5 protein-coding genes are annotated in these 14,565 nt (G+C 66.9%); all 5 read right to left on the bottom strand.

Annotation, left to right across the window (positions count from 1 at the left end):
• Positions 1-75: 75 nt before the first annotated feature.
• On the bottom strand, positions 76-10,323 hold the full coding sequence (locus tag LOS78_RS01890) for a PLxRFG domain-containing protein (RefSeq protein WP_230376636.1): 10,248 nt from the start codon (positions 10,321-10,323) through the stop codon (positions 76-78).
• Between the two features lie 158 nt (positions 10,324-10,481).
• Complete coding sequence (locus LOS78_RS01885) at positions 10,482-12,581, bottom strand: hypothetical protein (RefSeq protein ID WP_230376635.1); 2,100 nt, start codon at positions 12,579-12,581, stop codon at positions 10,482-10,484.
• 12 nt (positions 12,582-12,593) lie between these two features.
• Complete coding sequence (locus LOS78_RS01880) at positions 12,594-13,337, bottom strand: hypothetical protein (protein ID WP_230376634.1); 744 nt, start codon at positions 13,335-13,337, stop codon at positions 12,594-12,596.
• Between the two features lies 1 nt (position 13,338).
• Positions 13,339-13,626: a hypothetical protein gene (locus LOS78_RS01875; RefSeq protein WP_230376633.1), complete on the bottom strand. Its 288-nt coding sequence runs from the start codon at positions 13,624-13,626 to the stop codon at positions 13,339-13,341.
• Positions 13,623-14,561 carry a tail fiber domain-containing protein gene (locus LOS78_RS01870; protein ID WP_230376632.1) on the bottom strand — a complete coding sequence of 313 codons (939 nt, stop codon included), beginning with the start codon at positions 14,559-14,561 and terminating at the stop codon, positions 13,623-13,625. Before LOS78_RS01870 ends, LOS78_RS01875 begins: the two co-directional genes overlap by 4 nt.
• Between the last annotated feature and the right edge of the window lie 4 nt (positions 14,562-14,565).

The raw sequence follows: 14,565 nt of genomic DNA, 5'->3' as shown, positions 1-14,565 counted from the left end.
GGTGCCAGGGGCGCACGTCCTATGTGCCCGTTTTCATGGCCAACCTATCAGATTGGCCATGAGCTGGTCCAGCGCTCAGTGAACGGGCGGGGCCACCTGCTCGCGAAGGTGCCGATCCAGTCGCGGGTTCAGGTTCACCCCGCCTTGCGTGAGCCGGCTCATGCGCTGGCGCGAAGAGATGGATTGGCGCAGGCTGTCGGCCGTGATGGGATAGAATGGATATCGCACATTCCATTCCCGCACCCGCGTCGCGAGTGCCGGAGTAACGCCCTCACCGTCCTTGATGGATCGGGCAATATCGGCGGTGATGGTTTTGCGCTGGCGCTCCAGCTTGAGTTCCTGGTTCTTCAGCCAGTTGTTCGCGCGGTAGCGTTCCGAAATCTCGCCCGGCGTGAAGCCGAGTGCGGTCACCAGCGCCTGATACGGGTTCACCCGCTCGAGGATCGGATCGCCGTGATAGGTGGTCACGCCGTCCCCGACATAGCGCACGGTCTTGAGCAGATCACCGGCGAAGTTCGGGACCATCTTTTCGCCCCCTCGCAGCCATTGGCCATCGGCCAGCATGCTTGCGCCGGTCAGGACGCTTCCACCGATGCCGGCGACCGGGCCGGCGACCTGCTCGACGTAATAGGACCAGAGGTCTTTTCCCTCCAGATCCCTCTGGGGCGAGCGGAACCAAAGATCGGGCATGCCGATGCGGTTTGTCAGGTCCATGTCGAGGACGGTCCCCGGCACCCCGTTCAGCACCATCCCCATGATCCAGTTCCAGGCCGCCACGCCGGCGCCGTCGCCCTCGATCAGCAGCGCGTCCTGCAAAAAGTTCTCGAAATCGTCGTCGTCGCCGGGCAGCACCGCACCCAGCAGCATGGACAGGATGCCGAAGCCCCAGACACCCTTGATGCCGGCATGGGCGAACATCGAAAGCGAGATGCCGATCAGCTGGGCCCGCGCCTCGCGCCGCGTCTCGGCGTCGGCGCCGGCAAACGCCTGGTGGGTGTCCCGGAACAGCCGATAGAGCATGTTCACGGTAAAGTTGCGGAACGTGGTCAAGATCTTGCCCATGTCCGACTGCATCACGCGCGGCCGGCTGGTGTTCTGGTAATCGAAATGAACCTTCCAGACCTGCCGGCTGGCCTCGTCCACCGCCTCGGCCTGTCCCAAGCCTTCGGCGCGCGCCATGCGATAGGCAGCGAGAAATGTCACCTCGCGGTTCATGCGTTCGGTGTGATGGAAGCCCCAGCCGATGACACGCATCACCTTCTCGCGGGTCGGATTGTATTCGAGGCCCGATTCCGCCACCGCGGCCAAGTCGTGCGATTGTGTCTTGTCGAGAACGCCCCGGTCATAGCCGGCCTTCATCGCCGCCTTTTCGTCGGCCGTCAGGCGCTCCGAACGCTCGGCCCAGCCGCGGCCGGCGCCGAAATCGCGCAGCGCGCGGCCCAGCTCTGCCACGGTGCCGGTCACGCCGGCGCGGCGGAAGCGGGTGGCCATCAACGGAACCCCGACGATGGTGGTCTGCGACAGGTTGACGATGGCCGAAGCCGGGCTCATGCCCAGATACCAGACGAAGGCCAGGCCCGAGGCCGAGGACACCAGCGGATTGTTGGTCGGGGACATGGTGAAGGCGTGCCGCTGGCGCATTTCGCGCACGACGAACCCGGCCCGGTTCGGGTTCGCGTCCTGCTTGGCCTGATCCTCGGCATCATCCAGCGAATCTTCCATTTCCAACCCGTAGCGCAACCGCGCGGTCTGATGGGCGCCGTGGAACATCGCCGAGGAAAAGGCCCGGATCGCATCCTTGTTGAACCCGAGCCGGCCCTTGCGGTGAATCCGGGCCGTCCTGACGGACTGGTCCGGCAGCGTCTCGAGCCAGCGTTGCCAGACCGCATCCATCATCTCGTCGGACGCGCCGGCGTCGGCCAGCAGGCTTTCGACCTCGGCGACGAACGTGGGATCGACCTTGCCCTTCAGGTTCGCGTCACCGCCCAGCACGCCATGCTCGACCGCCCCCATGCCTCGTTCTGTTGCCGTCTGAATCCAGGCCCTCTGCTCGCGCTCGGTCTGGAATCGGCTGAAGGACGTGACCTTGCCTTCCGAGTCCCTGATCGTGACGAAATAATTGCCGAACCTGGCGAGAGGGAAATATGGCCCGGCCAACCTGTTGGACTCGAACATCTGGCGAAGCTGCTGCAGCCGGGCGCCGCCGCCCCGCGCCGCGCGGGCATGGGCGTCGGTCTTGCGCTTGTTCGCCTTTTCCAGGGCCTCGGCCCGTGCCTGGCCCGTCAAGCCCTCGTCTCTGATACGCTGCAGTTCCTTGCGATGCTCGCGATCCGCGCGCTTGACCGCGATCCGCGACGCTGTGCGGATGTTGCTCATCAGGGCTGCGTCTTGCTCGTCCGCCATGGCCGCATATTCATCGCGCACCTGCTGGTAGAGGTCGCGGAACTCGGCGGGCAGCGCATCGAAATCGGCCCGGAGCCGATGCCAGGTGCGCTCACGGTCGTTCGCCTCGCTCAGCTTGATCTGCGCCCATTCCGATTGTGCCGGCGACGGGCGGCCGGCCAGAACGCGCCGCGCCTCATCATCCACCGGACGGCGCCACGATCCTTCCCGGCTGGGATCGACACCGGCCAAGGTGCTGGCGTGCATCAGGTCCATCAGGGCGTCGTTGGCCTCGGGGTTCTTCCTGGCCTTGCGGGTCCAGCCGTCCACCACGGCCGCAGCCCGGGCTTGCCAGTCATTGCGCCACGCATCCATAGCCTGTTTCTCGCGCAGGTATTTCTGCGCCGCCGGCATGCCCTTTCCCAATTCCTCGAACAGCGGATGCCCTGGCACGAGCGAAAGGATATTCCAGGTGTCGTTCCGACCCATGGCGTCGGTCAGCAAGGACGAGAAGAAGCCAGAGGCGTTCTTCCAGTGCAGGTTACCGATCATCCCCAGCGCCCGGCCCTTGGACCGTGACAGCTGCGCCTTGATGGCGCCCATGTCGCGTTGCTCTTTGGATGGCGCATCCACCGTGCCGTCGCGGCCGCCGCCGGGTCCAGCCGGCCCGCGCCCGCCCACTTCGCCCGAGGCGATCCGCTCCATGATGTGAGCCGCATCTTGGAAACCGTCGCCGCGCAGTGCCGATGCCATCGCCCGGAAGAAGGACCGGATGCGCTCCAGAGCGGCACGCAGCGGCCCGGGCGGATTCGCGTCGCGGTCCCGAGCCCAGTCCGCATACATCTCCGCGATCATTTCCTCGGTCTGACCGACCGTCGAAAGGTCTGCATAGGCCGTCTCGACCGCGCGGCGCAGAGTCGCGCTGCTGCGAGCCGCCCGCGCCAGCACTCGCCATTCCTCGGGCGTGAACAGGCCATAGCGGCGCCCCCAGAGCGCGGCGTCGCGCAACGCATGGATGATCTCGTGGCGCATGACGTGCCTGGGGTCGGCAGCTCCGGCGTCCACCGTGATGGCGCCGCCGCGATAGGAACCGGTGACTGGCACTTCGGCGGCCGTCAGCAGGCCGCGGACAACCTTAGGAGAGACACGCCCCGCCAGCCCGTGCCGGCGCAGAACATCGGAGACGGTTTCAGCGATTCCGCGTAGAGCCGAGGCGGGCACCGGGTTGATTTTGGGGCCGTCTACGCTTAAATTCAGCTTGTCAGCGCCGATTTGTAATTCTGGCTCCGCTCGGCCCAGCCGGGCGTCCATCGAGCCCTCCGCGGTTCGGGCGCTGACATCTGCACCAAGGTTCAGGTCGTAGAATTTCCGACCATCTTCCATTTCCCGAACAACGATATGAACTTGCTTCTGATCGCCCCCGACCGAGATCGTGGCAACGAACCGATGGAATGCCTTCATCCCTTGGCGGCCGTAGCGATCCATCTCGGCGACCCCGATCCGCTGAGCGTTCGCGATGATGGCTTCCAGCCCCGGAACCGCGCGCAGCAGATAGTCGAGGCGCTTGCCGCCGATCTTCCCGCTGGCGACGCGCGTGAAGCGGATTTCCCACCCCGTTTCCTTGTTGATGACGGACTTGCCCTGCAGGTTTTCGCGATACCAGTTGCGCGCCTTGCGCTGCAAATCCAGCATGTCAGACCATTCGCCCAACTCGTTGCCGGCCAGCGTCGCCACAGGCTCGCGCATGTCACGCTGATATAGTTCGACGCCCCGGTCGGTTTCGCGTGTCTGGATGGCGTTGAACAGGGCGTCGAAGGCGGGGCGCACGACCTCGATCTCGTCGGGCTTGAGGTAAGGATAGCTGTCGCCAAGCCCGGACAGTTCGGCCTTCATCTGCCAGGCAGTGCCCTCAACCACATTCGCGAGATAGTCGTTGGCGATGCTCTGGTCTTGCAGCTTTGCGATGACATAGGACTCGAAGGCGCGGGCGTGCATCTCGATTCCGGTGGACCAGTATGCCTTGCTGCGGGTCTTGTCGATGTTGGCCGAGCGGGTCTTGAGGCCGGTTTTGGCGATAGCGCGGCGCAGCACCACAAGGGCGTCCATGACTTCGGGCCGCACGCCCTCGACGCGGGCGCCGGTGCCGACCGCGCGATCTGTGATGTAGTTGCCCTTCTTGTCGGTCGCGGCGCGAGCGAAATAGTTGTCGAAGGCGTGAAACCATTCATGCGCCAGCGAACCGGCGCCGTTCATCTTCGTCAGGTTGATGACCACCTGGTCGGGTTCGTAATGGGCCGCCGCTGGCGACACCCCGCCCGTGCCGCGCGCGCCGAAGGCCAAGCCCAGCGTGCCGTTCAGCGAGAGGGCGCGGGGTGGAATATCCAGCACGCCGGCCAGGTCCATCAGCGCGTCGAAGGCATCGTTCAGATCCTGCTGCCGGCGCCCGCCCCCGACCCAATTCCCGAACTGCACGCCGCGGAATCCGAAGGTCTCGCCGAAGACCTCGGGCGTCACATCGGCGCCGCTGCGATGGTCGATCCCCACGCGCGGAGCGTTCTCGGGCTTCCTGTCAGCCGGAATGTCGCGCAGGCGGTCCAGCTGCTCCTGCAGCGCCTCGGATTCCTCGGCGACGATGCGGCGCGCCTCCTTGATGGCCTCGCTGCGGCCCATCCCGTCGATGCGGCGCAGCTGGATGTAGCTGCTGCCGATCTTGGTCCCGACCGTGAAGAACCTGCCGCCGTCATGTGAATGGATCAGCCATTTCCGGGCCTTCGACGCCTTTGCCTGCTGCTGGTCCAGCCCGCCATAGGCCTGCTTGAACTGCTCGATCGCACCCGCCTCGGTCTCGGCCCGGGCTATGGTCCGCGGCATGTTCGAGAACGCCGTCGCCTTCGCCTTCTGAGAAACCTCCCAGAACGTCTTGGGCGGGTTGTAGCGCGTCCCGGCCAGCATCGTATAGCTGACCTGGCCGAACGTCATGCCCTTGAGGCTCTTGCCGTGGCCGGCCGCCTCGTAGAGTTTCATCTGGCCCATGATGTCGCCCGTGGCTCGGTTGCCACCAGCCAGAAGGGCGTCGCGCAGGCGCTCTTGGGAAACCTTTCCGTCCATCACGTCGCGGGCGAGGCCGCGCATCGCTGTCACCGCCTCGACCCATCCGCTGAGCCGCCAGGATTTCTGCGGCTTGCTCGGGATGCTGTCGCGCGCGGCGCGGATGAACGACACCTTCCACGGCTCGACCCCGGCCGCGATCAGCTTTTCGTAATCCGGCGCGGGCCAGGACTTCGACAGCGGCTCAGCCGATACATCGACCTCGGCCGCGTCCCGCATCTGGTCGGCATAGCTGGCCCACACGTCCTTCCGTGCGCCGGTGATCTTCTCGCCGAAGTCCTCGATTTTGCTGCCCTTGGCCGGATCGGCTGGGGCCGCAGGCGCGCTGAACAGATCATTCTGGGTATCGAACAGCGGCCCGGCGTCACCGTCATTGCCGCCGGCGCGGCGGATCTTGGACTGCTGCTGGCGCGCCTGCATCTCCGACCGGGTGCGGTCCGCATCGGCCTGCTGTGCCTGCGCTTCGCTGCGTTCCGCGCCAGGGATCACCGTCTGGGGCTTGCCGTCTGCGCCGGATTCGGTCGCGGGCGCTGCAACACGCTCGCGCTCGACCTTGGTGTATTCCAGACGGTCCTGTGTCGCGCGGGTGTTTCCGAAGCGGATGAACTCAGACAGCGCAAAATCAGTCCGATCCGGGATTCCCCGGAGCTGGGCCTTCATACGATAGGGGACTTCCCCGCGGAAGAAGGAGTAGCGAACCAGGTAGTCACCGGGCTCAATCCCATTTTCTTCGGCCATCTCTGGGGTGACGGTGATCGTTTCGTCCTGGGCGGGATCGTGCTGCGCCTTCTCGCGCAGCCAATCGACGGCAGAATTGCCTGCCTCGGTCGCGGGCGTTACGCCGGCGCGCTGGCCTTCGCGATCCGCTCCGCGTTCTTCCGCAGGCAGCCGTCCAGGATCGCTACTCGCCGGCTCGCCTCCGTCCTCGCGGATTCGCTCCGCGCCGGATCGTTCGCCGCCGTCAGCATCTCCGAACGGGATTTCTCCCAATCCGCTTTCCGTTGCTCGTAGATCGTCATCAATCGGCCTCCGGCTGGCGGTTTCGACCACGAGCGCGTCGATGTCGCCGCCGCCTCGGATCAGGGTTTCGATAATATCCGCGCGCTCGGATTCGGTCAAAGCACCAGGCGCATATTTCGCAAGAAAATCATCGACCGCGCCCTCGACGCCACTGCGGCGCTCATCCGCCGGCCTGGGATCGTCGGCAGGCGACACGATGACGTGATCCGCTTCTTGCGCCCGGGCATGATCGGCCGCTTCCTCGCGGGCCCGGACCTCCTGCTGCAGAACGGCCTGCTCGCCCAGGGGCTGCGGCCGGCCCGCAACTTCCTCGACCAGCGCCTCGATGATGCGACCGGGGTCGAGATAGATGCCATCGTCGGAGCGGCCGACCAGTGCCTCAAGGTCAGGGTGATCGGCGGCAGGGATGTTGTCGAGATCCGTGTGCCCTGCCCTGCGCCACAGACCCGGCGCGGTGCGGCTGTTGACGCCCCGGTGCCGCAGTTCTTCCGCGGCCTTGCCACGGGGATAGATGCCCCCGAGTTGCTGGGCGACATAGTTCATCAGTGGGCGCTTCTGGGGCGCCGGCGCGGGTTTTTCTGCCGCGGCGCGCCTGGCCCGCATTGAAACCGGCTTCTTGGTGTTCCCGTTCGCGAGCCAGTCTTTCAGATCGGCCACGGTCATTTTCTTGATGCCGCCCAGGCGATCCGCACCGCGCCCGTCCGAAAACGCGGCCCCGTGCGCCGCCCGCGCCTCTGCCGCACTGTCGAAGCCCAGCATCACCTTGGCTTCGTCATAGGCCCCGGTCTCGGCATCCACCTGGTCGATGACATAGGCATGCGGCGCGTCCGGGTTCTCGCCCATGTAGAAATCGACGTGATCGCCGTCCGCTCCCTCGGTGCGCTTGAAATAGCCGTAATGCGCCGGCATGGTCACGGACCATTCCGTGCCGTCTGGGCCGGTGCCGCGGCGCTCGCTGCCCCGTGCGTTCTCGATGGTCAGATCGAGCCCGTTCCAGCGCGTATGGCCCTTGCGATAGTTCCCGGCCTCTTTCTGGCCATCGGTCGGTTCGGGATGCGCCTCGGCGGCGGCCGCGTCGATCTTGCTGGGCGGCATGGCCACCGGGCCGCGCACCAAGGCGCGATCCTCGGGCAAGGTGCTATGAACGCGGCGCTCGCCCGCCGGCACCCATTCGTCGTCGCGCTGCTCGACCGCTTCGACGGTAATTGCTCCGGCCTTCGGGTCGAATGAGACGACGCGGTCATGCCCGCCGCCGTAGCTGGGAACGATATTGCCGGGCGCGAAATAGTCGGCGATGGCACGGCCCCGCGTGCGGCTGTTCATCTTCTTCCCGCGCCAGGGCCATTCCTGCGCCGCTTGTTGCGCGCTCGCGCGAGACAAATCGGCTTGTTGCTCACGAACAGCCGGTTCGCTCACATCAACACCAGCGCCACCCGGTGAGTTCAGTGATCCGCGAAGTTCCCCGGGGTCATCTGCCACATCCAGACCGCCCAGACCGCCAGGTCCAGGCTGCTGCCCTTCCGCACCGGCGGGCATCCCTGCCGCAGCCATGCCCTGATCTTCCGGGCCTCCCGCTTGCTCAACACCCCGGCCCGGCGGAGGTCCTTCACTGCCGATTGCGCCGACATCATCCATCCGAACGCCGGCATCACGGTTCCTTGCATCGGGCGCTTGCCCTGTGCCGCTGGGTTCCACATTTGCGGGTGCCTCCTGCTGGGTTGGGGTCGCGGGGCGCAGAGGTGCGGGCAGCGCCTTCCCCGCCGCCTTTGCCTCGGCCTCGGCGCGCTTCTGTTCCGCCTCGATCTGCGCGACCGCATCGCGGCCCGCGTCGAACTGTTCCGGGGTCAGGTCGATTTCCCGGCCCTGGACACGCACACGCGCGCCGCTGTCGGTCTCGCCCAGGAACACGCCGTCGATGATCTGGCCCGATGCCGGATCTCCGAAGCGAACCGCGCTGCCCGGCTTCTGGTCCGGGAAGCGGGCTGGCGGCGCCGGGAGCGCCGGCGGCGTAGCGGCGGCGATGCCTTGCGCGATCCGCTCGACCGGGCCGGCGGGGGCGGCCGGCCCCGGAACGATGGGATTCGTCGCTGCCGCGCCGGGCACGACCGAGAGGGAGGCTTCGCTTCCCGGCGCGGCAACTGCACCGGCCCCGCTGCCGTCAGGGCCGGTATCGGAAATCAATGGAAACTCGGTGAACTCGCCCTCGATCTCGGGCAGAACCGGCGCATCGGCCGGCAGGTCCATGGTATCGGGCTGCGCCGTGAAGGCCCTCACGGCTTCCGCGGCCGGATCGACCTGGGGCACCGGCGGCGGCTCGGTCGGTCGGAACTGCGCGCCGGCCCCGGATTGATCCGCAGCAGCGCGGCGCGGGTTGCTGGGATCGCGGTCGAAGCTGCCCGGCTCCTGCCGGGTGGACGACTGGCCGAAGATCGTGCCGCCGCTTCCCGGCGCCGGCAGAAGCGGCACATCCGGTTCCGCCATAGCATCAGTCGTGTCGCCGGGATCGGATGGCAACCCGGCCTGCTCTCGATCCGTCTCGCCTCGGCTGACCAGGCCGGCCCCAACGCCCATGCCGCCGCCGGTCATGGCACCTAGCAGGAAATTCGCGAACGAATCCTGCTGGGTGTTCACCACGCCGCCCGTCGCCTGTTCGATCCCGGCTGCCGACGCCATGCCCTCGACGGCTTCCTGAACCCCTTCCTCCAGCGCGCCGGCCGCGCCCTTCTTGATCGCTCGCGCCGCCCGCCCGCCAGCGTTCAGCACGCCCTCGGCGCCGCGCATGATCCGGTTGGTCGCGGCGCCACCCAAGGCCCCGGGCACCATCTGCCATGCCCCGGATTCGGATTCCGTTTGGCGGGCCAATTCTTCGGCCGCATCCTCGTGCGACATGCCCTGATCGCGCAGCGCCCGATAACCGGGCAGCGCCTCGATATAGGCGGGCCCTGCCTCGCCTTCACGGCCCCGCGCATGCTCAACGAACTCGCGGCCGGACTCCGCGCCTTCCCCTGCCGCCGACAGTGCGCCGAAGGCGGCGGCCCCGGCGGGCCCGGGCATCGCGACAATGGGAGCCATGGAGCCGAGGCCCTGCGCGGTCTGCAGCAGCGCGCCGCGAACAGACGGATCGTCGCCCAAGGTCCACGACGATGGGTCCAGCAGCTCGCCGCCGGGTTGGAACCCTTCCAGGGCGCGTTGACCCCGCTCGGAGATGGTGCCGCGCAGATCGTCACCGACGCCGCGCACCGCATCGGCCGCAGCGCGCGAGCCGCTACGCACCACGGATTCGCCCTGGACCGTGGCAGGATCGCCGCCGGCTGCCTCGATCTCGTGGCGTGCGCCCTGTCGCATTCCATCGTCAACGATGGCCCCGAGCGACTGCACCGCGCCACCGGCGGCATTGATCGCGCCGGCGCCGAAGGACTTCGCGAAGTCGGCGAAATCGGTCCCGATGCCCGGTTCCCGCGGCGGCTCGACCGGCTCGGGATAAAGTTCGTCGGCAATGTCATAGCTGCGGTTCATCAGCCCGGCGGCGCGCTCCGCATCACCGGCCAGCTCGGCAACCGCATCCTCGATCTTCGCCCCTGCCGCCAGCTTTTCGCCGAGGAAGGCCGCGTGGCGCCGCGCCTTGTCCAGATCGCCCGCACCACCACTGGCCTCGTCCAGAGCGATCAGCACATTCGCCGGAACATTGGTTTCGCGAGACAAGCTTTCGAACGCCGATTTCGGATCGGGCTTCTGTTCCGGCGTGGGCCGCTGGACCCCAAGGGATTGCAGAGCATGGGAAAGCGGCGAAGTGCCGGAGACGGTGACAGCCATAGGAACCCCAAAGGATTGGAATGGGGGCGCCACGTCCTATGATGCCGTGCCCCGGTTATCGCACAAGGGGCACGGTGGGGCAATTGTCGATGCCGGTGACTGACAGATCAACCTGTGGGAGATTTGCTGCAGGCTCGGGAATACGGGAACACCACCTGCTACTGACCGCGCCGCGCCACCACGGGCGGGATTGCGGCGGCCGGATCTTCCGCGCTGGATGGCCCCTCGGTCATGAGGCGCTGCGCCTCGGCCATGGCCTCGTCCCATGTCATGGGCGGGGGCACATCCGCATCGGCACCGGTCAGCATCGCCGCTTCACGGGCCTCCTTCGCCGCGGCCTGGCTCTTGGCGAACATATCCCGGGCAAGATCCACGGTCTTGGCATAGTTGGTGGTGATCAGGTCATTTGCGACCTTCTGGCGTTGCTCATCGGCCTTCAGCAGCGCCTCTTGCTGCGCCTGCAGCCGCGCTTGCGATGCCTCGAACGCCTTCTCCGGCGACGTGATCCACGCCGCCTTCTGGATGAAGCCGTCGATGCTGTCGGTCTGGGTGAACTCTCGCCCCGTCGCCTGGTCGCGCATCGTCAGGGTGACGCCGACGACTTCACCGGCTTCGTCCTTGATGAGGGCGCTCTTTTCCTTCACCACGTCCATGCCATCGTCGAAATAGCCCGAGGCATTGTAGGCGTCCATGAATGCATCTGCCGCGCCATCGGAATCGCCCTGAAGGGCGGCAAAAATGCCCCTGCCCCATGCCGTCATGCCTTCCTGCGCGCGGCTGTCCTTCACCCACTTGTCGAAGTTCTGGGCATCGGCCAGCCGGCCTTGGCGCATCAATTCTCGGATCACCAGCGGCGCGCCGTTCTCGCGATATGATTCCATGTAGGTTTTTGCCGCCTTCTCGCGCTGGGGCTGCGTCATGGGCCGGGACTTGGATACGCCCAGCACGGCCGCCGGCACAGCCTCGGTCGCTGCCTTCATCGCCGGGCTTTTCGTGACCTCGTCCATGACCCGCGCCGCGCTGTCTGACGTGGCCTTGGCGCTTTCCGACGCCGCATCGCCGGCGGCGGCCGGCGCGTGCTTCGGCGCCGGCGCTTTCGCGGGCTGGGAGCGGGTGGCGGTGGATCGAATGGCGCCCCAGGACTGCGCCAACGGGGTGGCCATGCTTTCCCTGCTCCCGTCGCGGTTCAGGTCCACACGCTGCGGCGCCCCGATCAGATCCTCGCCCGTGGCGTAGCGCGACGCCGCCTGCAGCGGGGCATTAATGCGCTGGACGGAGCCAATCGCCTGGTTGGCCACCATTTCGCCGGTGCGGGCCAGGGTGTCGTTCGCTGCACGCCGGCCGAGCCGGCCGGCCCGATCCAGGTCTCGGACCAGGTTGCCCTCTTCGCCCCAGTTATAGGGCATATCGAGCGCCGTATTCGCGTCGATCTCGCGCTGCTGGGCGACCCGGTCGGTGCTGGTTGCGAGCTTGCCGGCCTTGGCCGCTTCCAGCAGCGCCCGCTTTTCCTCGTCGGTGCGCGGGGCGCGGTTGGCTATGAACATCCCATCGGGCCGCACCCGCAGTAGATCGACATAGCCCGTGGATGCGAGCGGGCGCGGGCCGCCAGGCGTTGCCCGCGCGGTGCGGAATTCCTCTATCGCCTGGGCGCGATCATCGGAGGCCGCGGGCCGCACCGCCCCCAGCGCGGGCCTGGTCGCCGCACCGGCGGCCTCCGCGGGATCAACTGCGGAGCTCTGGGGGCGACGCGCGACCGTAGGAGTTGCCGGGGCGGGTTGCCCGGATCGATGCTCTGCAATGGCTTGGGCACGATCATCGGCCGCTGCGGGACGGATCGCGTCCAAAACCGGCGTGGTTGCCGCGCGCTGAGCATCGGCGATCTGTTGGGCCAGCAACCCTCCCCCGCTGGTCGAGACGGTCGCGGGGTCGAGGCTAGCCGAGAGATCGGGAGCGCGGGCACCCTCCATGCCGGCCGCAGCCGCCTGATCGGCCTGGGAAAGCACGCCGCGAAGCGACTGGCTGTCGCCCCAATCCAGATCGGTCTGGCGAATGGCTTGGCGGCGGGCGGTGTTCAGTAAGCCGCCCGTCTCGAGGTCCATCTCGTGCGATTGCTGGGCGCGGGCCTCGGCGTTCTCGCGCAGCTCGTCGATGCGTTTCTGCCGGGCTTGGTCGATCTTGCGATCTTCCCAGCCGTGTTTGACCTGCCGGCCCCCGATGAACCCGTTGACCGCGGCCTGAAGTGCATTCCCGATTGCCATGGTGCGTCTCCTTTACGACCTGATCGCGCCCAGGGCGGGCTGATGCTTTGCGATGATGCTTTCGATGGCCGCATCAACATCGGCGTCGGGGGCCTTGCTGAACCCGACCCATTCCTGCCGCAGAGCGGCGCGCCGCGCCGCCGGATCGGAGACGCCTTTGACGCGGTTCCAGGCAAGGTGGTCAACCATTGCCTGCTGGACCTCGGGCGAGAACACCGTATCCCCAGACAGACCCATCGCCTTCGCGGCGTTGCGTCGCGTGGTGCCGACGATCTGGCCGAACCCAACCGGAGTTGCGACGACGCCCCCGTTACGCTCGGCCACCCATTGCCCATATTCCTTGTCGAAGGCATCGAGTTCGTCGAGAGTCATCTGCGACGGACGAACCCCGGCAAAGCGGCCGCCTTCGTTCTGCGCATGGCCATAGAGCGTGTCGAAATCGCCCGCACCTTCATACCGTTTGAGCAGCCCGGCCAGGCTGTTGTCCCCGCCCGCCGTCCCGCCACTGGACGAGGGGCGCCCGAACCCGATCGATCCGCCACCCCTGCCCTGGCCCATGGCGATGGCGCCCGTGAGGTCGCGGATCGCGCCGAGCATGGGCATCATGGACGCGGCCGAAGCGTCCTGCTTTTCCATGACCGACAACAGGCGGTCGTTCATCGCGTTGGTCTTTTCCCGCTCCGCATCGGCCTTCTTCGACCGGCGCGCCTGGTCGAAACCCTCGACGAATGCACCGAATGACGTTCCGAATGCCATGCTATTCCCCCGATGATCCGGACGATTGCTGACCCGCGGGGGCAACGCGGTCTCGCCCCCTGAAATCCGCCCACCGGCCCCCGCCTTGGGCCACGAACTGCGCGAAGCTCATTCCCTGCGGCGAACCAGCGGTCAGAGGCAGGCCGTCGCCCGTCCAGCGGAAGTCGGAGAATCCACCGCCACCGCCCGCGACGAACTGGGCAAAACTCGTGGGACGATTCAACGGCTGTGGTGTCGCGCTGGACGCTTCCCTTCGGATCGCGCCCCACGGGAACTGCATGATGCTCATGCCGCTTTCCTCTCCCTCGACAGATGATCAACCTTCTTGTCCAGATCGCGGATCGCGCCCATCGTAACGCCCAGGGCGCTGATCACGTCGATGGTCTTGCCGTCCCCCTGCCCCGTCGCCGCTGCAAAGTCCTCGGCGTAGGGGCCGATATGCGCCTGGCCGTCACCCATGCCTTCCTTGTAGCGCCATTTCTCGACCGGCATCTTGCGGATCGCCCCCAGCGCAACACCATCCGGCAACGGCGTCTTGTCAGTCTTCGCGTCCTTCGACGACAGCATCATGCCGGCGACAGTTCCAAGGCCGCCCATGAGGCTGCTCATGCTGTTCTGGTTCGCCTGCCAGCTTTGCAGCTGCTGGTTATATTGCGTGTTCAGCAGCTGCCCTTGCTGGCCAAATCCATGCATGGCACCGGCGCCACCGGCCTGGATCGCGCCGTTCGACAATCCCATGCTGGTGGCCGGGTTGACGGCCAGCCCCGAGCCCATGTTGATGGCGTTCGCCTGCTTGGCCTCGGCCTCTTGCTCGATCCGGCGGCGCGCAACGTTCTGGGCACCGGCAGCCGCAAGGCCTTCGTTCAGCGACGCCTCTCGGGCCCCGGCGTTGAACCGACCTGAATTGGGGTTGATGCCCATGGCCATCGCCTGCCGCACCCGGGCACCCTCGGCATTAGCGGCCTGCTGACGCACGTCTGCGACCGCCTGCTGCGCGGCCTCATTCTTGCGCGCCGCGCTGTCCCAAGTCTGCGCTTCCCTGATGTAACTGTCCTGGAGCGGGCGGAACACCGTCTCCCAGCGTTCGCGGTCGGCCGCAGCCCACTCGTTGGTGATATCGGCCTGATCCCGCATCCAGCCCAGCATGGCTTCGCCGGTCTCCGCGCTTTTCAGGGCGGCAAGGCCGATGTTCGGATCTGGATCAGGTGCGCTTCCGCCGCCCATGGTC

Source organism: Paracoccus sp. MA (assembly GCF_020990385.1).
Lineage (GTDB): Bacteria > Pseudomonadota > Alphaproteobacteria > Rhodobacterales > Rhodobacteraceae > Paracoccus.
Note: the sequence above shows the minus strand (reverse complement) of the source record. Positions and strands in the feature narration are given on the sequence as shown.